At 40.9% G+C, this 22,626-nt stretch carries 21 protein-coding genes; 10 read left to right on the top strand and 11 right to left on the bottom strand.

The window, feature by feature from the left end; translation table 11 throughout:
- Window positions 1-2: 2 nt before the first annotated feature.
- The 5 genes from CXF86_RS01230 to CXF86_RS01250 all read left to right on the top strand — a co-directional run bounded on the left by CXF86_RS01230 (window position 3) and on the right by CXF86_RS01250 (window position 5,765).
- A complete protein-coding gene (locus tag CXF86_RS01230) occupies window positions 3-965 on the top strand; it encodes a helix-turn-helix domain-containing protein (RefSeq protein ID WP_198553555.1) in 963 nt (320 codons plus the stop codon).
- Window positions 962-2,182, top strand: coding sequence for an EAL domain-containing response regulator (locus CXF86_RS01235; RefSeq protein WP_101093027.1), 1,221 nt, complete (start codon window positions 962-964; stop codon window positions 2,180-2,182). The genes CXF86_RS01230 and CXF86_RS01235 overlap by 4 nt, the downstream gene beginning before the upstream one ends.
- Window positions 2,169-2,477 carry a hypothetical protein gene (locus tag CXF86_RS01240; protein ID WP_102038146.1) on the top strand — a complete coding sequence of 103 codons (309 nt, stop codon included), beginning with the start codon at window positions 2,169-2,171 and terminating at the stop codon, window positions 2,475-2,477. Before CXF86_RS01235 ends, CXF86_RS01240 begins: the two co-directional genes overlap by 14 nt.
- Window positions 2,467-4,518: a hybrid sensor histidine kinase/response regulator gene (locus CXF86_RS01245; protein ID WP_102038147.1), complete on the top strand. Its 2,052-nt coding sequence runs from the start codon at window positions 2,467-2,469 to the stop codon at window positions 4,516-4,518. The genes CXF86_RS01240 and CXF86_RS01245 overlap by 11 nt, the downstream gene beginning before the upstream one ends.
- A gap of 374 nt (window positions 4,519-4,892) precedes the next feature.
- Complete coding sequence (locus CXF86_RS01250; RefSeq protein WP_257985246.1) at window positions 4,893-5,765, top strand: DMT family transporter; 873 nt, start codon at window positions 4,893-4,895, stop codon at window positions 5,763-5,765.
- Between the two features lie 137 nt (window positions 5,766-5,902).
- Here CXF86_RS01250 and yghU read toward each other — a convergent pair whose 3' ends face one another.
- The 4 genes from yghU to CXF86_RS01270 all read right to left on the bottom strand — a co-directional run bounded on the left by yghU (window position 5,903) and on the right by CXF86_RS01270 (window position 10,959).
- Entirely contained in the window at window positions 5,903-6,760 is an 858-nt protein-coding gene (gene yghU, locus CXF86_RS01255) for a glutathione-dependent disulfide-bond oxidoreductase (RefSeq protein WP_102038148.1), read from the bottom strand.
- Window positions 6,761-6,968: 208 nt separating this feature from the next.
- Window positions 6,969-8,024 carry a coiled-coil domain-containing protein gene (locus CXF86_RS01260; protein WP_101093020.1) on the bottom strand — a complete coding sequence of 352 codons (1,056 nt, stop codon included), beginning with the start codon at window positions 8,022-8,024 and terminating at the stop codon, window positions 6,969-6,971.
- Complete coding sequence (locus CXF86_RS01265) at window positions 8,024-9,508, bottom strand: GIY-YIG nuclease family protein (protein WP_102038149.1); 1,485 nt, start codon at window positions 9,506-9,508, stop codon at window positions 8,024-8,026. The genes CXF86_RS01260 and CXF86_RS01265 overlap by 1 nt, the downstream gene beginning before the upstream one ends.
- A 446-nt stretch (window positions 9,509-9,954) precedes the next feature.
- The gene (locus CXF86_RS01270) at window positions 9,955-10,959 is read right to left on the bottom strand and encodes an HAD family hydrolase (RefSeq protein ID WP_102038150.1); all 1,005 of its coding nucleotides are present in this window, start codon (window positions 10,957-10,959) and stop codon (window positions 9,955-9,957) included.
- A gap of 266 nt (window positions 10,960-11,225) precedes the next feature.
- On the opposite strand from CXF86_RS01270, the gene CXF86_RS01275 reads away from it, so the two are divergent.
- On the top strand, window positions 11,226-11,474 hold the full coding sequence (locus tag CXF86_RS01275; protein ID WP_101093014.1) for a hypothetical protein: 249 nt from the start codon (window positions 11,226-11,228) through the stop codon (window positions 11,472-11,474).
- A gap of 103 nt (window positions 11,475-11,577) precedes the next feature.
- Here the strand turns inward: CXF86_RS01275 and CXF86_RS01280 are convergent, their stop codons facing one another.
- The 6 genes from CXF86_RS01280 to CXF86_RS01305 all read right to left on the bottom strand — a co-directional run bounded on the left by CXF86_RS01280 (window position 11,578) and on the right by CXF86_RS01305 (window position 17,215).
- Window positions 11,578-13,650 carry a M13 family metallopeptidase gene (locus tag CXF86_RS01280; RefSeq protein ID WP_102038151.1) on the bottom strand — a complete coding sequence of 691 codons (2,073 nt, stop codon included), beginning with the start codon at window positions 13,648-13,650 and terminating at the stop codon, window positions 11,578-11,580.
- Between the two features lie 115 nt (window positions 13,651-13,765).
- Window positions 13,766-14,101, bottom strand: a complete 336-nt coding sequence (locus CXF86_RS01285) for a hypothetical protein (RefSeq protein ID WP_102038152.1) — start codon at window positions 14,099-14,101, stop codon at window positions 13,766-13,768.
- 321 nt (window positions 14,102-14,422) lie between these two features.
- Window positions 14,423-15,079, bottom strand: a complete 657-nt coding sequence (locus CXF86_RS01290; protein WP_101093009.1) for an NAD(P)H-dependent oxidoreductase — start codon at window positions 15,077-15,079, stop codon at window positions 14,423-14,425.
- A gap of 76 nt (window positions 15,080-15,155) precedes the next feature.
- A complete protein-coding gene (locus CXF86_RS01295) occupies window positions 15,156-15,446 on the bottom strand; it encodes a putative quinol monooxygenase (protein ID WP_102038153.1) in 291 nt (96 codons plus the stop codon).
- A 412-nt stretch (window positions 15,447-15,858) separates the two neighbouring features.
- On the bottom strand, window positions 15,859-16,764 hold the full coding sequence (locus CXF86_RS01300) for a prohibitin family protein (RefSeq protein WP_102038154.1): 906 nt from the start codon (window positions 16,762-16,764) through the stop codon (window positions 15,859-15,861).
- Between the two features lie 211 nt (window positions 16,765-16,975).
- Window positions 16,976-17,215: an HP1242/YdcH family protein gene (locus CXF86_RS01305; protein WP_101093003.1), complete on the bottom strand. Its 240-nt coding sequence runs from the start codon at window positions 17,213-17,215 to the stop codon at window positions 16,976-16,978.
- Between the two features lie 141 nt (window positions 17,216-17,356).
- Between CXF86_RS01305 and CXF86_RS01310 the strand changes: the two genes are divergently transcribed.
- The 4 genes from CXF86_RS01310 (at window position 17,357) to CXF86_RS01325 (ending at window position 22,032) form a co-directional block, all read left to right on the top strand.
- Window positions 17,357-18,232 carry an AraC family transcriptional regulator gene (locus CXF86_RS01310; RefSeq protein WP_101093001.1) on the top strand — a complete coding sequence of 292 codons (876 nt, stop codon included), beginning with the start codon at window positions 17,357-17,359 and terminating at the stop codon, window positions 18,230-18,232.
- Window positions 18,233-18,326: 94 nt separating this feature from the next.
- A complete protein-coding gene (locus tag CXF86_RS01315) occupies window positions 18,327-19,190 on the top strand; it encodes a nuclear transport factor 2 family protein (protein ID WP_101092999.1) in 864 nt (287 codons plus the stop codon).
- Window positions 19,191-19,495: 305 nt separating this feature from the next.
- Window positions 19,496-20,686, top strand: a complete 1,191-nt coding sequence (locus CXF86_RS01320) for an alginate export family protein (protein WP_101092997.1) — start codon at window positions 19,496-19,498, stop codon at window positions 20,684-20,686.
- A 317-nt stretch (window positions 20,687-21,003) separates the two neighbouring features.
- Window positions 21,004-22,032 carry a hypothetical protein gene (locus CXF86_RS01325; RefSeq protein ID WP_308303107.1) on the top strand — a complete coding sequence of 343 codons (1,029 nt, stop codon included), beginning with the start codon at window positions 21,004-21,006 and terminating at the stop codon, window positions 22,030-22,032.
- 22 nt (window positions 22,033-22,054) lie between these two features.
- On the opposite strand, the gene CXF86_RS01330 is transcribed toward CXF86_RS01325, so the two are convergent.
- Window positions 22,055-22,471 carry a hypothetical protein gene (locus CXF86_RS01330; RefSeq protein WP_232775143.1) on the bottom strand — a complete coding sequence of 139 codons (417 nt, stop codon included), beginning with the start codon at window positions 22,469-22,471 and terminating at the stop codon, window positions 22,055-22,057.
- Window positions 22,472-22,626: the final 155 nt, after the last annotated feature.

The following is a 22,626-nucleotide window of genomic DNA, read 5'->3' on the forward strand; positions in this document are numbered from 1 at the left end:
TGATGACCTCTACCAATTACTCTTATTCAAAAGACAAGCAGAACCATGTGTTTTCGACGTTTTTGAAACATCTTCGTCAAAATAACGACCTGTCACAAGAGCAGCTATGTTTACACCTTAGGCAACACAGTAGTCTTTTTTATAACTTAGATACTATTACTGTTAGTCGCTGGGAGCGTGGTGTCAATATTCCATCTTTAGCTAAACAAGCCGAAATAGTTGAACTGTACGATAATGAACTCACTAGTATTTATAGCCGGGATAAACAGTTCTTAAAAGAGTGTAGCAATTTAGTGGCTATTCCTAATGCGCCGGAGATTAAATCAAGCCACCCCTATTACGCAAATGATGAGTATCAGATTAAAAATATTGATATTGAAGATGATAGTTTTTACTTAGTGCTAAAGATGATCCTACGTTATGAAGGTAATCCAAGTCTTAAATTAAAGCATCCTCTTGAAGATTTTTTTTGGTTGAAAAATGTAAAAATATCCATAGCAATCGCATTTAACGGTCAAATTGTTGGTCATGGTTTGTACCTTGAAACATCGGCTCAAAATTTTCTTGAACTAGTCAATATCAATAGTGATCTTAGTGAAATAGTGGCTAATTGCGATAAAAAAGATCGTGACGCAATGTTAGTTTTGTCCTCCGCAGGTGCAACTAAACAAGTTGAGAACAGCATCATGTCGACCTATATCAATCAATTTTCTCAGCAAAAATATCTACGCTACCTCTGCTTTAGCATCTGTGATGAAGGCTTCATCAAAAAACTAAACACGGCCAAGTTAGAGCCGTTTAAGGCAAGAAATATGGAATTTAACGACAGAATGATTGCTATTCACTCCTTTCTATTAAGTCGCTCTGAATTGATGGCGAATCGATTTTTACTCAAGCTGGCGGTGATATCGCCGAAGCGATTAGTCACCTTTCTTGGCAATGATGAACAAGGAGGTTGCTCATGAAGATACTTATTGTTGATGATCAGGCATTTGTAAGAGAAACAATAAAAAGCGAGTTTGCCCAAATAGCGCCTGAGGTGATTTTTGATTTCCATGAAGCAGATTGTGGTAATAAGGCAATCGAGATGCTTGAAAATAATAGCTTAAGTGATCTGCCAACTATCGAATTGGTGATTGCAGATCTGAAAATGGAAAATGGTGATGGTCTCGCCATTATCAACCATATGGCGACAACCCGTAGCCGTGAGATCCCAATAGCAATAGTCAGTTCTTCTGATAAACGAACACTTGAACTCATTGGTAATATTACTAACAGTTTTAGTTTAAATTTAGTCGGGGTATTTCAAAAACCGCTGGATATTAATGATATTTACGCTTCAATAGCAGCAAAAAAAGCCTTTCCACAAGAACCGGATATATCCGCAGACATCACGCCTATTTGTAATGAAGCGAACATCACTTCACTACTAAACGAAGAGAATTTGTTTCTGTGCTATCAACCAAAGATAAACATAAAGACAGGTGAACTAGTCGGTTTTGAGGTTTTGTCTCGGCTTTGCATTCAAGGTGATGGGTTTATCTATCCTGATAAATTCATCCCTTTGATTGAAAAGGCTGGCTTGAATTGTCAATTTACCAAGTTAGTGCTCAATCAGGCGTTATCGCAATGGCATCTATTTGAGAAACTTAAGAGCTATAGCTTATCCATTAATATTAGCGCTAATGATTTGTTATCTGATGACTTTATTAATTACGTAATTGATAAACATTTAACTAATTCTGATATTAAACTCATGCTCGAACTGACTGAGTCTCAACAAACGATCAATCAAGATCGCTCCTTACAGGCTATCGCTAAGTTGATTATTAATGACATTCCGATATCGCTAGATGACTTCGGTAAAAGCTATTCCACTTTTGATCGGTTAGACAGTATTCCATTTGATGAAATCAAAATTGATAAAGACTTTGTGTCAGACCTTGACGTCAATTTACAGCACCAAGCCATTGTTGAGTCTACGATTGCTTTAGCCCGTAAACTCAACGTCAAAGTTGTTGCTGAAGGGGTAGAAACCTTATCGGTACTAAAGCGACTACAAATGCTCGGATGTCATGTTGCACAAGGTTATTTCATCAGCCCCCCCATCGAAGGCCGCTATTTAATGGCTTGGATTAATGATTACAACCTACAACACGAGCGCCAATATGTCAGCTGCTAGCCAAGGGATTAAAACTAAACTCCGTACTTTTTTTGCTCATTTCAATGATGATAGCCGAAGTCACCTCTATGGAGTATTAGCATTAGAACTGGATAATCTGGCTTTTGAGACGAGTTTATTATCTAGCACCAATACCGTTAATATTTCGGCACAACTTCATAAGTACAAAGGGATATGTCGGTATTTGAACATTCACAATGAAGCGCTATACAGCGATGAAACCAATAAAATTGAACTGCTCGGCAATATCACTAGTCTTCAAGGGTTGCTTAAGGATATTGAAAGTGAAATTTAGTGGTCTTGCCCGCGTAGCCTTTGTCGTTGGGGTGTTAGGTACAGTGCTGATTGATGTTGTGCTTTGGAATCATGGCGAAGGGGAAATGGCGAAGCGATACCAAAGTCGGGCTGATAAGCTGTACGATTCATCTAGAGACATGTTAATTCAGCACCGAATTATGATGGATGCACTTCGCTCGTTTTTTAATGCTTCTAATGAGGTCACTAATGCCGAGTTTACGCTCTTTGCTAAAGACTTACTGAAAATAAAATCGGCAATTGCATTTACGTTGGGTGCAGATTTAAAACCGAAATATATCTCCGACCCGGAATTTTATGATGTTATAAATTCCGGGCGTGTTCATACCGAACTTAACGACAAAATAACTTATGAGGTTGAAGATTTTTCCACAATAGTGATTAGTATTGATGAGCCTAAGCAACCTTATCTAGTTTATGCGGTTTCTCATAAAAGGCTACAGCGAAAAATAGAAGAAAATAGTGACATTTGTGAGAGGCTTACGTTAGGCGATAGGACACTTAGTAATCTCGAATGTCAGCGCTATGAAAGCAGTTTTTCAGCCTCGTTAATTGGATTTCATTCAGAGCAATTTGTTGATATACCAGAATATAATATCAGCTATCGTTTCTCTGTTGATTACATACCAACAAAGAAAGAGATGCTTGAAATAGCACAACTTTTAGTAGCATTTACGTTGTTCGGATTGACGTTCTCACTGCTCGTTTCTTTGATGATTCAAAATCGTACCGATAAAGAAAAGCAGCGTATTGAGTCAAACTCAAAATTGGCATTATTGTCTACACTCAATCATGAGATTAGAACACCGATTAACGCTGTTTTAGGTTATGCCAATATGTTAAAGGCACAGGCTTGTTGTTCAATAAGTGGTAAAAATACCCTCGATAAAATCATCTGGTCAGCTAACTTACTTAATAGCGTTGCACAAAACACATTAACCTACAGTAAGGCTAGCTCAGGAACTTTAAAGCTGCATTATGAAGAGATTAACTTTCCCCAATTGCTGCACAATATTGACGATTATTATCGGGCGTTTAGTCATACACACAAAAAACACTTGGAAATGGAATTTTCTGGGGATATTCCTGAATTTATTCAATTAGATGATACTAAGTTTTTCCAGTTAACCACCAATTTTCTTAATAATGCCTTTAAGTACAGCAGTGGTGACCTTGTGATCTTTAATGTCAAAGTTAGTCCATTGCCACACCATTTAGTGGATACGTCAGAAAGGGGAAAAAAGCCTTTAGATGGCTTTGTTAGAGTTGCAGTTAAGGATTTTGGCAAAGGAATGTCAAAAGCATCAATGGAAGCAATAACAAAACCTTTTACCACAGATTTGAAATCGTCCTTGGCGCTTAAATCGGGCATTGGAATTGGCTTGTATACCTGTAAAAAAGTGATTGAGAGTGTGGGAGGTAGTATCAGAATCCGCAGTCGTAAAAATCAAGGCACTTTAGTTATCTTCCAATTTCCTTTTCGGCTAACTAATATGTCACATGGCCAAGAAAGTGTAGTCGACCCAATGGCCAAGCAGTACCATCCAAGTGTGAGTGTAACTGAGGCAAAGGAGACTCATCAGCTGGCCACAAATGCCAGAATTTACCAATCCAATGTAACCAACAGAAAGCAGGTATTACTCGTAGATGACAATCTTTTTAATTTAGAGGTCTGTAAGTCAATGCTCGAAAGTGATGGGTACATAGTCACAACAGCTAAAGATCGACGAGAATCAATTAGTGCATTAAATAACATTTATGCTGAAGCTCAGGAAGATAGTGAGGCCCCCTCTCTTATTGTATTAATGGATTACATGCTTGACGAAACTGATGGTTTAACACTGATATCGTCATTAAGAACGTTAGGTTTTCATCAGCCAAAGTATTTTATTCTCTCTGCCAATTGTAAAGATGAAATACCAAAGTCAGCTCTGTTTCCTGAGATTACTTTTTTACAAAAACCACTTGATATCAAAACGATAAGAGCGCTAAATGACCCGAGTTTTCTCAAGCTATTTTGAAGTTAAAGCTAACTAGATAATATCTAGAGTTTCTCGCACTAGTTGGACGTTTTATTCATACCAATTCAAATGTTATCTTGAAAAGGAATGGCTTTGTAAGTTGTTGATTTGGCCGGGCTTTGCAGTGGGGTTGATGGCTTTTCATGGTATGTAAAGTCCGCCTCCTATAGTATTAAGGTCACTGCTATTAGCTCTTATATGAAGAGCCTGAAATATCTGACATTCGTCGCGAGCAGACATTATCGATAACCTCTTTTTTCAGATTGTTCGATAACCATGCTTTACTTCTATTTTAAGCTACTACTTTACATTTCAGAGGGTAGGTTAACCCATTCTCTTGAAATCATTGATGAATAAATATTGTTGGAGTTTTTTTGAATAATACTAGAGGCAGCCTGTTTATGGTTGCAGCAATGGCAGCGTTTTCCATAGAGGACATGCTGATTAAAGCGGCCGCTGAGACAACATCTCTTGGGCTTATTTTGGCGCTATTTGGCCTTGGTGGCATGTTGATTTTTATATTGTTGACGTACCGGCAAGGGCAGCGTGTTATTCATCCTGCTATATTATCTAAAGCAGTATTAATGCGGGCTGTCTGTGAGATTGTTGGGCGGTTTTGTTTTGCCTTAGCGATTACATTAACGCCTCTATCGAGTGCATCGGCGATCTTGCAAGCGACTCCCCTAATTGCAATGATAGGCGCAGCGCTTCTATTTGGCGAGCAAGTGGGGGTTAAGCGTTGGCTTGCTGTGCTGGTCGGATTTATTGGAGTGTTAATGATTATTCGTCCAGGCCTTGCAGGATTTGAGACGGCGTCTTTATTTGCGGTAGTGTCAACTTTAGGCTTTGCTGGTCGAGATTTGGCAACTCGTGCTGCGCCGCCAGTTTTATCCAACTTACAGCTTGGAGTGTATGGCTTTTTCGTGTTGATCCCGACAGGTTTAGTCATGCTGATATATCAAAATGAACCGCTTCAAATCAATGGTACTGCAACGATACAGATTTTAGGGGCGATAGTGTTTGGGGTGATGGCATACAATGCATTGACCATCGCGATGCGTGCGGGTGACGTGTCTGTTATTGCTCCTTTTCGTTACACCCGTTTACTGTTTGCTTTGGCGTTAGGCATTTTTGTATTTGGCGAGTCGCCCGATCTGCTGACTCTATTGGGCAGTTTACTGATTGTTGCCAGCGGCGCTTACACGCTTATGCAAACGCGAAGTGTGTTGAAAACGAATACAGCGTAATAGCGTGTTAAATGTACTGCGTAGATCTGCATGCGAGTAGTGAAAAGATCTGCTTCTTATTCAGGAGCTATGCGGCAGCAGTTAAATATAACCACTGCCGCATTTAATGACTTGCTCGCTTACTTTTAAGTATAACGTTAAGGCTGTTTTTTTAGCACGTCATCTATGTCTGCTGCGCTATGACGCTCGGCGAGTTGCTCCCATTCTTCACCCCAAGTACGGTTTACTATTTGGCCCCGCTTAACGGCACTGCGCTGGCTAATCTGTTTGGCCCAGCGCTGAACGTGTGTGTAGCTCGAGACATCAAGGAATTCTGCTGCATCATAAATATTACCGAGTACTAGGCTGCCGTACCAAGGCCATATTGCCATGTCGGCAATACTATATTCATCACCCGCGATGTATTCATTGTTTGCCAGTTGTTTGTCGAGTACATCCAGTTGGCGTTTGGTTTCCATAGTGAACCGGTTGATTGGGTATTCGAATTTCTCGGGTGCATAAGCATAAAAGTGTCCAAAACCACCGCCAAGATAAGGCGCTGAACCTTGCAACCAAAATAACCAGTTCATGGTCTCTGTGCGCGCTGCAATGTTACTCGGTAGGAAATGGCCAAACTTCTCTGCAAGGTACAACAAAATACTGGCTGACTCGAATATTCTGATGGGGCTCTCACCAGAATGATCAACTAAGGCGGGGATTTTGGAGTTTGGGTTAATATCGACAAAGCCGGAAGAGAACTGATCGCCTTCACCAATATTAATCAGATAGGCATCGTATTCCGCTTCGGTAACCCCTTTAGCTAATAACTCTTCCAGCATAATAGTGACCTTTTGGCCATTAGGCGTTGCCAGCGAGTGCAGTTGCAGCGGCTGCTTACCGACTGGAAGATCGTGCTGATGTCTGGTACCTGAATCCGGTCTGTTGATGCTTGCCCATTGGCCACCATTCTCGCTATCCATTGTCCAAATGTTTGCCGGTGTATATTCTTTGCTCATAAAGTTTCCTATTGGTTTAGTCACTATTACTTACCGATATGGGGCTGATTATCTAGATTAAAACCTTTGTGGGTAGAACTGTTGGTAATGAGAAAGTATTACATCGTCTAACTTAAATATCGGTCGGTGGGGTGATTAAACATAAGCACTTTTTAATCATCTTGCTAGTGGTAGGCTCAGCTTTAAGCCTACCACTTATTTGACGGTGTTAAGCCAAACTCAAATAAATGGCAGCGCCACTGGCGATGAGCGCGAGTAATGGCAACGCACTTTGAAGCATTTTAGTTTGTAACAAATTCCGATGTTTCTCTGTGCAGTACAGTGTGTTTTGGGTTTCAGTTATGGCATCGGTTAACTGAGTCACTTTTGCATCGGCATTCTGTATACCTTGACTCATTTCAGCAGTGATTAGCTTTAGCTGTGCCATTGCCTGAGTTTGAGACTGAAACGCTTGTGTCATTTGCTCTTTGTTTGATTGAAGTGACAAGCCCATTTCACTGCTGCTCTGCTTAAGTTGTTCAATGGCTTGAGCTTGAGATTGAAGCGTTTGTATCATGTGCTCTTTGTCTAACTGGAGTGATTGAATTTGCGCTGTTAAGTGGTGTATCACTTTGTCTTGTGACATGTCTTTTTGCTGTTTAGCGACACTTTTTTGCTGTAATTCAACAATCAATTGTTGACGGTTATCCGCGCCTCGAATGATTTTTTGTGAGGTTTTATCAAGGTGGGCAATCTTTGCGCTTTGTTCGCTATCAAGGATCTCTTTGACCTCGACAAAGTCATCAAGCTGGGTCAGTTTCCGTTCATGGTTTTCTATCTGTTCCGATTGTGCCAGTTGATAACTGACCTGCTGCTCGATTTTAGTGACTATCGCGATCGCCGCGTCTTTTTGGTTGGAGTCTAATGTAAGATCATCTTCTTTCAGTCGAGTCATTTTCTCAACCAGTGCTTGATGAAACTCCTTTAAAAAGCCATTTTTTATGTTTTGCACTTTAAGGACGATCGTTAAAATGCTTTGAGTGACCTCTAAACTGGCACCAAGATTTTCGATCATCGCGGCGAGATCTTTATCATTGCGGCCTGAAATACTCCCTAGCGCAGTCCCCCAAAAGCCTTTTTCACTTATTTGAGTTGCTAGCTTTTGCACATCTTTGGTGGTTTTTAAGGCTGAGGTTAATTTGCCGAGATTACCTTCAAAGTCTTGATAGAAGGCTTGGTACTCTTTTCGTTCGATTAATGTTTGCTTGGTGGTTACTAACGTCACTATTTTGTTCCTAAGGTAATACTGTTTAGTCTGTCTTCAATGCTAAAAGGGCTGATGGCTTGATGCTGCTTGAGTGTTGCAGTCTGCACTTTTAAATCAACAATCAGCTCTTTGGATGACCGCAAGTAATCTTCTAATCCATTGACTAAAAACATACTTTTTTCAGCGTTACTGACCAGTTGCTCACAGGCACTGACTTGTTGTTGGTAAGATAGTTGGGCGGTAAATTTAAAGTCGATAATTTTTTCGACAATCAATGGGATAATCCCTGAAAGATAGTGGCTTGAAATACCAAAACCAATCGCTGCAATAGTGGCTGCCAAATAGGGGGCGAATGGCGTAATGGCTGGAAATAGCGCGATAAGATTGGCTTCAATTATCGGATCTAATGCATCCCAAATAACAAGACAGCCACTGGTAATAATGGTTTCTGAAATTTTTTGAATCAACTCCGCTTTGGAAAGGGTTTTCGCGCCTTTATAGAGTTGCCATGCGGCGTAACCAAGGTCAAAAATGTTACGTGCCAGTTGGTACACCTTGCGTATTGCACTGGCAAAAGCATTAATGATGAATTCAAAAATGCCTTTGAGCAAGGTTCCTGGGTGCTTAACGATATTCTCAATGACATGCCAAATTTTACTGAATAGGCGTTTGATGCGTATTTTCAGTTTGTCTTCGCCACCACCGACGATATCAACTAACTCATCTTTGAGGGCTTTAAGGCAAGCTGTGATTAAGTTTTCAAGTACTGACCAGCCGACGTTACTGGCGGCTTCCTTTGCTGCGCCAGCGGCTAAACTCGCAGTACTGCCAGAGGCATCTTTCATCTTCTTGGCTTCAATGTTTGAGCGTGTGCCTTGCTCCTGCAGTAACTCTTCGCGTGCATTGACCTCTGGAGCTGCCTCTTTAATTAGGTGAGCTTCAATGGCGGCTGCCGTTTCTTTTGATTCACAGCTGATAAATTTTACCGTGCAGCCCTCTGTTAGCTGGCTACTCAATTTGTATTGCTCGCCACTGTCGAGTTTTTGTTTGTTTTCATTGAGGTGGCCAGCGTGCCAACGGCGACGAATGTTAGTGCTATCGCCGACATAAACTGCAGAGTTGTTTTTGTCATAAACAACATAAACTCCGGGAGTCGAAGGCACTTGGTGTAAACCTTCCGCAATACCATTTCTAACGGTGAACTGACCATCGAACTGCATATCTGATAGTGATGATATGCCGTGCGATAGGCTTTTAGCGATCATCTCTTTCCACGCCACACCACGATTGGCAACAGCCATCACAGAGTCGCTAGAGGTGGCGCTTAATGTGTCGGAAATTGAGGTGCTAATCGTTGCCTTATGACTATTGGGTAAGGAGTTGTTTTTGTTTCTGGCACCACCGACAAGCTTACGTGTGACATTATCTATTGCCTTATCAACAATGGCGTTAGAAAGTGGCGATAAAGTATGTGTGGTATCGGGAATGGGAGAGTCATTCACTTTGTAAATCCTTGCTATACGCTTGGCGAGTGCTCGGCTTGCCTTGGCAAGTTAGCGGGAATGGCTGTTATTGACTGGTCATAAAGTGCGTGTATTGCTTGAATCCTGCGGTAAGTAAGCTTCAGGTATCGTGATGAGCGATAACGAGGATTTCAGGCAGCGAAGCACGTACTATATTAATTGAGTCTTAACATGATGAATTGAAACTAACATATTGTATTTACTTGAAATAGAGTGTTAGCTCTCATTATGAAGTTAAGCTTAATCGTTTGCTTGTTTTTAGTGCTGTTATCGCTAATAAAGGAAACAATAAGGGGCTTGTCATTTAACCGCTAACAAAGAAGGCCTCTGTCATCAGGCCTTCGCTTATATCGTGATGATTGTTTAAGTTAGTCTATCTTGTCGTAATAACGCGGCTAAATGGCAGAGATTAGCGACTGTATCTATTATTTTTCCGCTCCATAAACCGTGCACCAGTCATTTTTCATATCAATTAGGTGCCAGTTGCTTTTTTGTTTGGCTTCATCGAGCGCTTTGTCTAAACGGCCGACCGATGAGTCACGGTCATACTGCCATTCACGCTCGCTATCAGTATGATGCACTATCATCGCCATACTCGGACTATTTTGGCTGGTACTCCATTGCAACATGGCATGATCGCCATCGGAGTTACCAACTGCCAGTATGGGTTTTTTACCAATAATACGTTGAATATTTTCAACCTTTACCTGCTTATCATTATTAGACACTAGCGTGCCATTTTTAACGAGAAGGGTATCACCGTCGATTTTCACGACATCATAGCCAAAGCTGCTACCAATGACATTCTCTGCCGGTATGCCATAAGCTTGCTCTGTCCAGGCTCGCATAAAATCAGTACCACCACCGGATACAATATAGTTAGTAAATCCATTTTCCTTTAGGTAATCCAACATCTCTTTCATTGGTTGATAGGTTAGGTCAATGTAGGCACGGTTGAAGCGCTGATCTTTGCTCTTGGTCACCCATGTATTGACTATCTGCTGGAACGCCTCAACAGTGACCCCTGTATGCGTAGCTTGGAGCAACTCAAGTAATGCATGGTGATCGGCTTTCATCAGCGATTCTAGATCGTCTTCTAGTACCCATTTAAAGGGCGTTTTTGTTTTCCATTCGGGGTTGTTTTTGGCCTGGCCTTTTATTTGCTCTATGGTAAACACTAGCTGATAGTACATCGGTTTTTCAGACCACAAGGTGCCGTCGTTATCAAACACGGCGATACGATCTTTTGCTGCTACATACTGTGGACTTTTAGGATCCGTAACCTCTTTTACAAAGGTCTCGATTGCAGTTCGGCGCTCACTTTGTGACCATGACTTCAGGGCGCTGTCACTTGATTGGCAACTCATGGCTAGGGCGGGGGCAGACGAGAGTGCTAGCATAACAACCAAAGATAGAGATTGAAGTTTCATAAAGTAACCCTTTAGTTTGATGGAATATCAGTTAAACAAAAAAATCAGCTAAAAATAACAGGTAAAAACCCTCGTTTTATGATGAAACTAAAGCTCTAATTCGAAATTAAATCAAGTAGCTTGAGAGCTTTATTTAAAACTCAGCCGCTATTGTTATGCAACTCAGTTTAAATCCTTTGTCAGTAGCGCTAAAATAGTCACAATATCGCACTATAAGCGTGGCTACTGAGATCGGTTGCCTACGTAAAAATGAAGAGAGTATAAAGATGAATGATGAACAAAGTGTTATCGATAGCTTAGCTAAACTAGAACAATTTCTGCTGTCAGTGGAAAATGGTGGTTTAGGTCTTGCAGGGATCGAGGGCGTTGGTATGGCTACCAATAACGCCGACGGTCGCCATTTTGTTGCGGTCTTCGATAATAAGCACAAATTATTGCATGCGCGCTGGATAACCGATGAGATTTTTGCAACGGGCAAAGATATGGTGGGCAATGGCGTAAAAGGAAAGCACTAAACGCTTTTATTTTTTAAAATATTTATAAAAAATGCAGTTCAGCGAACTGAACTGAACTGCATTAATTTCAAGTAGATTAAACAGTGTTAGCTATTTGCCTACATTACCAAATACGTACACGCTCATCTTCTGCTAAATAAAGTGCATCGCCTGGTTTAACGTCAAATGCTTTGTACCAAGCATCGTGGTTGCGAGGTGCTTGAGCACGATATCGCCCTGGAGCATGTGTACCAGCTCGAAGCTGATTAAGCATGCTTTGCTCGGTACGTTTTTCTTTCCAGACTTGTGCCCACGCAAGGAAGAAGCGTTGATCGCCAGTGACGCCGTCGATTACCGGTGCTTCTTTACCATTAAGGCTAAGCTTATATGCGTGGTACGCCATAGAAAGGCCGCCTACATCACCAATGTTCTCGCCTAAGCTGTTACGACCATTAACGAAATTTTCAGGGATAGGCTCATACTGACTGTATTGAGCTGCTAGTTGATCTGCTTTGGCATCAAATGCGGCGCGATCTGCATCAGTCCACCAATTGCGTTGAATACCATTAGCATCAGATTTAGAGCCCTGATCATCAAATCCGTGGCCCATCTCATGGCCGATAACAGCACCAATACCGCCATAGTTCACGGCAGGATCGGCATTTGGGTCGAAGAACGGAGGTTGTAGAATCGCCGCTGGGAATACAATCTCGTTAAACGAGCTATTGTAATAGGCGTTAACACGTTGCGGTGTCATGCCCCAGCGATTACGGTCAGTTTTCTGTAGTTCTTTAGCCACACTATCAGCTTTAAAGTACTCACGTAAATTGTGAAGGTTACCCACTAGATCTGTCTTTGTCAGGGCTAAACCCTCAAATTCTTGCCAAACATCAGGGTAACCAATTTTAGGGGTGAAAGCGGCAAGCTTGGCGTGGGCATTTACTTTTGTTTCTGCACCCATCCAGTCAAGGCCATCAATACGTTGGCCCATTGCAGTGCGCAAATTCTCAACTAGCGCTGACATTTGCTGCTTAGATGATTCAGGGAAGTAACGTGCTACGTATACTTTACCAATGGCAAAGCCTAATGACTGCGTGCCTGACATTTCAGATACCGCACGTTTCCAACGAGGACGAGGCTCCTCTTGTCCGCTTAACTCTTTGCCGTAAAAAGCAAAGTTAGCAGCGTAGATATCTTCAGATAACACATCAGCGTTGTTACTCACTGTATGAAAAGTAAGGTAGTCTTGCCAAACCTTGAGTGACTCGCTGTTAACTAAGCCAATCATGGTTTTCACTGGATCTGGTTGTGAGATATTCAGCTGAGGAACCTTGTATCCCGTTTCTGCAAAATACATATCCCAATCAAAACCTGGATACTCTTTAGCAAGATCTGGGCGCTTAACTTGGTTTAAGGTTAAATCACGGTTTCGACGTTTCTCTCGTGGCCACTGCCCTTCAGCCATCTTGGTTTCAAGTGCCAGGATAGCTTCTGCACGATCTTCGGTATCTTTAACGCCTGCAAATGCCAGCATCTCTGCGATGTGATTGACGTAAGCAGTACGAATTTTTACAAAACGTTCGCTGTCTTCAAGGTAATATGAACGGTCTGGTAAACCTAAGCCGCCAGCGCCAATAGACATTTCGTATTGATTTGGGTCGAGGCGGTTAAACCACATCCCACCTGAAATAGGTGACGTTGCGCCAGTAAGCCATGCTTGGCCAAAGACCTTGGTTAGATCATCCGTTGTTTTTATCGCCGCGATCTGATCAAGTGTGCCTTGAATTGGGGTTATGCCCAATTTATTAATGGTGTTGGTGTCCATGTATGACTGGTAAAAGTCGGCAATTAATTGCTCTTCAGCATTTAGATCGCTACGACTGGCAATATCATCGATAATCTCTTTAACTTGTGTTTCGCTGCGCTCAGCAAGACCGGTGAATGCACCATAGCGTGTCTTGTCTGCCGGCATGATGTAATTGTCATACCAGGTGCCGCTGGCATACATAAAAAAGTCATCACCAGGTTTGACGGCTTCATTACGCGCCGATAACTCAACGCCAAAGCTACCTAGCTCTGCTTTGTTTGCTGTTGTCTTAGTGACTTCTGTTGTTGCTTTGCTGTTGTTAACATCCGAAGTACCGCAGCCGCCTAAAAAGGCAGTGGCTAGGGCAATAGCAATTAGTGATTTTTTCATTATTTTATGCTCTTCCTTGCTGAAGTTATTATAATTTTTTAGCGATTCTATCTTCTATAAATGGCATAAAATGTCAACTGCGCAATTGTTAGCAAAGTTATAATGAGAGGCTACTTTAGGCCTTAATGCACTCTTCTGTTCTAGTATGTTCTCTTCCATCATGAATATTAAGTGACATTAAGGTCAGGTTTAGACGGCGAAGATTAGGCTGTACTATTGAATCAAACTCCGTTAGTTCATTATCGATTAAAACGAGATCAGTTAGTGCTGACATGTAACGAATTTCATCGACGTGGGTTATTTGCTTATCAATGCAGCTGAGTTCATTAATCTTTGATAGTTCTGTAATGCCGGTTTGTGCAATACATTGCGCAAACTTTGGATCCTTAAATTGAATATCGTTGACATTTTTTGGTGAAAGGACGCAGCCACTTAATGCAGGCAGCGTCATGCCTAGTATGTTGATGGTTAACTTAGATCATGTCATAAAATAACTTCTATTTCCCTTAGTGGTTGCAGTGCACCTTCATCTAACCAGTAATTCTATTTATGCTATAAAAAAACAAAGGGGAATTAACATAAAGTTATTTTTATTCAATCAATAATTGCAATGTTTTAGGCATTTTTAGAACTGTTGATGCTTTACGGGGAAAAGTGAGTTAGTGATGAACATGTGGTGGCGGGAGATTGGTTAAGCACCTATAAAAAATGCCATACAATACGATTAGGTATGTATGGCATTCTAGTCAATACACTGATGAGAAGTCGCTGGTTAAATGATCGTCATCACGTCTTTTGAAGCCAATCGTGATTTTGGCAAGTTAGCATTATAATCTTCATCTGGGTGGTGATAACCGATGGCTAACGCCACTTCACAGACATAACCGCCCAGTTCATCTTTAAATATTTCACCGATAAGCTCGCTATCAACACCTTCCATCGGTGTTGAATCGATACCAAGACGGGCGAGAGCATGCATCGTATTACCTACGGCTAAGTATGTTTGCGACTTAGTCCAAGCTTCATTGTTACCTTTTTCGTCAGTGTTGAGTGATACAAAGGCAAAGCCGCCAAACGCTTGCTCTCTATCTTCAGGTTTAGTACGACCATCTTCGATCCCCTTATCAACCACTTTAGCGTAATCCTCACGAGTGTAGCTTGGATTGTGTGCAAACAAGATGACATGCGATGCTGACTTTATATGTGGTTGGTTAAACTGGAATTTATTGGCAAAGGTGTCATGCATGCGCTGCTTTGCTTGATCACTCTCAATGACGATGAATTTCCAAGGTTGAGAGTTAATTGAAGACGCTGATAGGCGCATTGCTTCATAAATTACATCAAGATCTGTTTGCGGAATACGCTTTGACGCATCGTATTTCTTAGCTGTGTAACGCTTGTCTAAATCGGTAATGATAGGGTGAGTCATGAAATTTTCCTTTTGATGCGAGTGTTATTGGACTGGCACCATTAATATTGTTTGTAAGTTGGGATTAAAACGCACATCAGCCAATTTTAGTCATTTCATTTATGCTAAATAGCTCAACGCGGCCTTCTGTGGCGGCGATGTAATCAGCTAGGTGACTATTTGCTAGATGTGTTTGTAATTGTTCACGTGATTGCCAGTTTTCATAAAACACAAAGTGGGCAGGGTTTTCATTGTCCTGGTGTAAGTCATAGTTGATGCAACCTGCTTCAGCGCGGGTAATGTCAATAAGCTTGATTAACTCAGCTTTGACGAATTCAATGCTGTCTATTTTGGCGATGATGTTAGCGACGATAGTGAGGTTGGCCATGCTGAACTCCTGTGTTTAAGTCTAACTGTCTTCTTGGCAATGCATTTGGTACGTGCTTTCTATGCGGTGCATAGTAGCGCTAACGATTCAAAACAAAAACAGCTTAGCTTTTGAATTATTATCAATAAAAAATTGATAATGTGCCTATTTGCAACCAACGCTATTTAAATTTTAAAATGGGTATTACTTGAGGATAGCTAAATCAGAGGATTTATCTGCCAAGTCTGACCATAAAATTAGCTGTGATGTCTGTAGGTGAGGGTTAAGAAAATTGACGCTGTAGGCAAACTCGTCAGTAAACGGATCCGTTAGTTATGAATAGAAATCTCAGTAACAGTATGAAAACGAGGCCTTATAAGGCCCCGCTTTGTTAACCACTTTTTATTAAAGGAATCGATGCATAATATCTATGTTATTTATTAGATTCAGCGTCAGCTTCAGCTCTAATATCCATAATTGGCATTACGCCGTTACCCATCATGGTACTTGGCAGTCTTCCATCCCAAGCTTGCGCTTCGGTTAACTTTACAATCAGCGGGTTATTTTTGAGCGCTTTAGCTTTTGCTTCAATTGCCTGTGCCTCAGCTAAACCTTTCAGTAATATTGCTTTAGATTCAGCTTCGGCAATTTTCAAAATCCCTTTTGCCTGAGCATCTGCAGTATTTACTGCTCGCAGTGCTTCTAAACGTTGACGCTCAAGCTTATGCTCCTCTGCTGCTGCAAGGTTTTTCTCAGTTTGCTTTATCTCTATCGAGTTGATGTATTTTTGCGGCAAGATAATATTCTCAATTTGAATATTATCAACCACGACTGGAAAGCCTTCCATCTCTTCAGCCAAGCGCTTCTCTATACCTCGTATCGCACTGGCTCTGTCTTGAATCAGTTGCTCTGCTTCAAATTGAGGAATGGTATCTTTTGTCGCTGAGCGAAAACGTGGGTCGAGAATACGTTGTTCAAACTGGGTTAAGCCGCCATAACGTTTAAATAGCTCTAAAGCAGCTTCTTTGTTAACGGTCCAGTTAACCGAAACCTCAATCGTGACGGGCATCTGCTCTTTAGTGCTTGATGCCATTTTTTCGGCATTTTTACGGGTACGAACTTCGATCAGCTCAACGGTTTCGATAAATGGGATCTTGAAGTGTAAGCCTGGATTTTGTTGTTCTTTCGCTTCTCCGAAGCGCTTAACAACACCCACATGCCCTTCAATTACAATAAAGTAAGAGTTAAATAAGGCAATGATAATGAGCAGTATTGGTAGAGATTTTACTATTGAAATTGATTTTAAAAATGCAAGTGGTGATGGTTTTAACAGCGACATGTTAGGTATCCTTTCTTAATATGCGCGGCAAAGATACCAGTTAACTCTATGTTATGAAACATTTGTTTGTTTTAGGTTGCCAAAGTGTGGTGTTAATTTGCAACTGCAATAAAAAAGGCCAAGTTACTTACCCTTGGCCTTAATCGTTATTTGGCTAATCTAAGCTCGCAGTACGTTAGCGCCGATGCATCATACCTAGCTTAGCGAAACACTATTTGTTTGATAAACGCATATATAACGAGTCTTTTAATTCAGCTCGGTCATGCTTTAGTTGGTGCATGGATTCATCATCTATTGGTGCGCCATTTAATTCCAGCACTCGGATCTCTTTATCCAATGCGTTGTAGTGTTTGGCATCTTTATTAAATGCTGCATCACTTTTACACCGTTCCATAATAATAGCGTGGTGCTCAGGAAACTCATGGAGCAGAGAATGATCTTCGCCTAACATAAAAACCCCTTAATCTTATATGAGTAAATACAACCTTAACCGGTTAAGTAAAGTCAATTGTTTGATTAAATTCAAGTCGATAAAGACAGATTTTACGCTTTAGGTATACTGGGGAGGTGACGTAATGATAAGTGAGTTCAAATGAACGATTTAGTGCCTGAAATTAGTTTCAGAGATACCAAGCTTCCGGATGTTGGATTTGAAGTTATTGAGCTCTCCAGCTTGTATGACAGAGTGGCGGCAGGAGAGATAAGCTTTTTTGGTAAACCCCACAGGATAGATTTTCATAACCTGATCTTCTTTACTGGCAATCAGGGGGATCATTTCGTTGACTTTAATACTCTTCAGGTAGAAAAAGGCAGCGTCGTGTTGGTCAATAAAGGTCAGGTACATGCGTTTGATCTCACCAATAAACCCGCAGGCAAGGTGGTTATTTTTACCGATGAGTATTTAGATAGGGTGGCAGCTGCCATCGACATCAAGATTTTTGCACCCACTCATTTAGTGAGCTCATATCTGCAAAACTTTAATTTATCTACAGAGCAAGCACATTCATTAGTTAGATTGATGGAATTAATCTTCACCGAGTACGAGTTAACAACCCCTAATATTAGTTATCTACAGGTGTTGTTTGCCGCACTTCTGACTAAAGTCAGTGAATGTAGACCTGATATTTATCACCATCAGATGACACCGACACAAATTAACTGTTTTGATCGCTTTACTGAAACCTTAAGTGACGCCTTTACTCATACGCGAGATGCTAAGGCATTAGCGTTACAGGTTGGGACGACTTATAAGACATTGAATAAAGTTTGTAAGATGGCGACGAATCGTACCGCTAAACAGTTGATAGACTCTTATACCATCTTAGAGGCGAAGAGACGTTTGTCGATTGATAATATACAGGTTCAGCAACTATCTGATTATTTAGGGTTTGATGAGCCTACTAATTTTGTTAAGTACTTTAAGAAGCATACTTTAATGACCCCAAGCCAATTTAAACGAAATACTTAAGGCTCATATTTACCATTTTACAGCTTGATTTTACCTGCTGAAACCTGCATTCAAACCCTACAATGGCTCCGAATTCAATTGTTAGGGATACACAATGAAAACCCAATTACTTGCAACACTACTGGTGAGCAGCAGCTTACTGGGCGGTTGTTCAAATCTTTCTGCAGAATCGGAGTCAACGATGAATATTTCAAATAAAACTAAAGCGGTAGCGCTACTCAATGCGATAGAGACCGGTGACAGTAAAGCAATCTCTTATGTGAATGCCAGTGACTATACTCAGCACAATTTGGCTATTGCAGACGGTTTAGCAGGTTTTGGCGAAGCGCTACAGGCGCTGCCAAAAGGTAGCGCTAAGGTCAATGTTGAGCGTGTATTTGAAGATGGTGATTATGTCTTTACTCATACCGATTATAATTTTTTTGGTCCTAAAGTTGGCTTTGATCTATTCCGATTTGAAAATGGTCAGATTGTTGAGCATTGGGATAACTTAGCTCAAAAAGCACAACAGGCTAACCCAAGTGGTAGAACACAGTTAGATGGTGTAACGACAGTATTAGATTTAGATAAGACGGCAGAAAATAAAGCGTTAGTAGCAGATTTTGTGGAAACTATTTTGATCAACGCTGAGTACGACAAGCTTACAAAGTACTTCGATGGTGATCATTATCTGCAACATAACACCGCAATTGCCGATGGCGTATCTGGTTTAGGCCAAGCGATTGAGGCGATGGGACAACAAGGGATCACCATGGAGTACGATAAGGCTTTTAAAATATTAGGTGAAGGTAATTTTGTGTTAGCCATTAGCGAAGGTCGCTTTGCGGGAAAACCTACCTCATATTATGACTTGTTCCGTATTGAAAATGGCAAAATTGCTGAGCATTGGGATGTAATGGAAACCATTTTAAACAAAGAGCAATGGAAGAATGCTAATGGTAAATTCGGTAATCTATAGCGGTTAATGCTTTATAAAATCTGCTTGTACTCCATGAGTATAGGCAGGCTTTCTGCTTTGATTTTATGTGTAAATTAGATATTGTTTATCTTAATAACTACCTGCATTAGAAATATAAACTTAAGCAAAATGAATCAAATACCTATTTATAGGTACTCCTAAATTAGTAGTTGGTGATGATCGTGCTCACAGTTCTTAACACGAAAATGTAATCATTTAGCAACATTGTTCTAGATCAAGTTATCAAGTTGTTTTCAGCTTTATAACAACCCATAAGAATGATGAAAACAAAAGGATTACAATAAATGAAAGTCCATGCCCTAACGTTAGCCGTACTTGCAAGTTTAGCCTCTACCGCCGCCACTGCCGACACAGTTGATCCACTAAAGAAAGCTTTTATTGATGACTCAAAAGTTAAAGTTCAATTCCGTCTTCGATTTGAAGATGTTGATGTTGCGAACGTTGACCAAGAAAATCAAACCACTTTACGTACTCGATTAAACTATCAAACAGGCGATATCTATAAGCTGTTTGCCGTAGCTGAAATTGATGATGTTCGCTCTACGGATAATGAGCCACTTATCGCCGACTATGCCTACACTCAGATTAATCAGGGGTTTATTGGTTATAGAGGTCCAGCTGAAACACTGGCTAAGTTTGGTCGTCAACGTATTCTACTTGATAATCAACGTTTTGTTGGTGGTGTGGGTTTCCGTCAAAATGAGCAAACATATGATGCATTTTCGGTAAAGAATACGGTAATAGAAGGGCTAACGGCTTACTACGCCTATGTTGCTACTGTTAATCGAATTTTCCCTGAAGGCTCAGGTAAAGAAGAGCATGAGAACGAAACCAACCTTGTTAACATTAACTACTCAGGCTTGGATTTTGCAAACATCACCGGTTATGGCTACTTAATTGATAACCAAGATGTTGCTGCATTCTCTAGCGATACTTATGGTATTCGCGCCACGGGTGATGTGAAATTAGATGCGCTTAAATTGAGTTATGAAGCTGAGTTTGCACAGCAATCTGAAGCGGGTGACAATCCTGTTAGTTATAGTGCGTCTTACTATAAGTTAGGTGCGGGGATTAATTTAGCTAGCTTTGGTTTTAAAGCAGGCTACGAAGTTCTTGGTTCTGACGACGGCAAGGCGGGTTTCATCACTCCTCTGGCGACTCTGCATGCATTTAACGGTTGGACTGATAAGTTTCTATTCGGTGGTAAAGGTAACTGGAACAATGGTCTGGTTGATGCTCATGTGATTCTGACGGCTAAAGTCGCTGGATTAAAACTATTGGCTAAATATCACAAATTTGATTCAGATTTTGGCGATATTGATATGGGTAAAGAGTGGGGCGTAGCCGCGACTTATCCGTTTGCAAAGCACTATAGTGTAGGTGTTAAATATGCCAGTTTTAGTGGCGCAGACGAAGGTTATAGCTTCTCAAATGATACCGACAAGCTTTGGTTAACGTTGCAGGCTAAATATTAATTATTAAGTATTTTGCCGCAGCGGTATTGACTCGTTAGCTATATCGAGTCAATACCGTTAGCAGCTCGGACTCCCTTCCAAGCAGGAAAATTATTTTACTCCTGCTTTTTTTCGCTTTTTAAACGCCGAAATGTACGGATGAACAACCTCTGGAAATACGTTTTTTTGGGGGGAAGGTCTATGCGCTTTAACCTGTTCATCATCCGTTAAGTAGGCACAATAACAAATCGTTAAAAAAGTGTAGCCAAGTTGTAGGCAGTGTTACTATTGCGACAAGTATTTTTTGTTGAGTGCATCGTTGAGTGTGGTTTTTGTCATTGAAGCTTAAATCAATCTTCTGTCTATCTATTGTGAGTCTACTGTTACTCATTCCCGCCTTTGCGGCTGACAAAGTATTGGTTGAACATGAAGCACAAATAAAAGCTAAGAGTATAACTGACGCAAAACAGAGCTCACCTGTTACTGACAATATTGCTAATGAAGAACCCACTGATCCCTGTTTTAGCCTATCTCAAACTGATCACGCGATTGACCGTGCTTTTGATTACCTCAATACTAAGTTTTGCCAACCCGCTATTTGGTTCGACACTTTTTTTGTCGATGACAGAGTTGCAGATGATGCCAGAGCTGGCACCATTATTCGTTGGTTCAATGATTTCTCTTTTTATGAGAAAGAAGACTTTAGTTATCGAGCCAATATCAGTGCACGTTTAAATTTACCCGGTGTTAATAAACGTCTCAAATTGGTATTGGAAACGTCGGATGAAGATGATCCGTTTGCCCCCTCTAAAGGACCTAGTGCAGAAAGAGAAACGGAAGTAGGCCTCCGCTATGATTGGTATGCCAAAGGGCGCAGCAGTTTTAATATTCAGGCCAACTTTAACCCTAAAGTTGAGGCTCGATGGCGCTATACTTATCCATTATCAGAAAGCACCATTACTCGATTTACTCAAAAGCTATATCAAGACAAGAAGGTCACAGGTGAATCCAGTGACCTCGATATTGAACATTCATTTAATGAAACTTTCTTGGCTCGCTGGAGTGCTGCAGCTCAATATGAATCTCGTGGCAATGGTTGGGAGTTAGGATCGAGTTTTCAGCTTTATCAATATATCAGCAGCAAGCAGGCTATTAGTTATCAAGCGGCGATACACAGTGTCGATGAGCCCCATTACTACATTAAGGATGCAAATATCGGTTTAACTTACAGACAAAATTTTGCCCGAGATTGGTTATTTTTTTCAGTGACGCCAGAATATAACTGGAGTAAAGAAAATGCAGAGTCTGAACGTATTAATCAGGTGATCATCACCTTAACGCTAGAGATATTATTCCACAATGTCTGACGCCACAGGGTATAGACGGTTATTAATCGACAATAATAACCGCGTCAGATAGTGTTATTTGATCGATTACTGACTCTGTTTCCATTACTGGTTGTTGCTGTGTTTGTTCAGCCAAAATAACTAAGCTGTCGGTATAGGAAAACCCATAACCATAACCGCCTTCGGTTGTGACGCCATTGCCAAGCAGATGGGGATCACTTAAGTGATCACTAAAATGATAATTACCTGAGGTTATCGTAGTGATTTGCATAACGCGATAACCTTGCTCATTTAAGGTTTCAATCGCTTGTTGCAGATCGTTATTGAGCCTTTCGGAATCGATTTTACAGTTTGAGTATTCCCACTGTGAGGTTTTGGGTTTAGCGGCCCACATCTCTTCACGCTTATCGGTTTCGATTTTTGCAAAGTAGCTCTTTACTAATATACTCTTTTGTTTCATGTGCCTACAAATTCTCATTTTGATTAGTGCTCTAAAGCTATCCTATTTTGAACAGCGTAGGAATGGGTAGCGTAATGTTGAGCTGTATTTTCTGTGAATAAGTCGTAAATAAATCACTTTCGCCTGACTTAATATCGCAATTTTGAGCGATAGAG

Origin of the sequence: Shewanella sp. GutCb, assembly GCF_002836135.1 — a bacterium.
Taxonomy (GTDB): Bacteria; Pseudomonadota; Gammaproteobacteria; order Enterobacterales; family Shewanellaceae; genus Shewanella.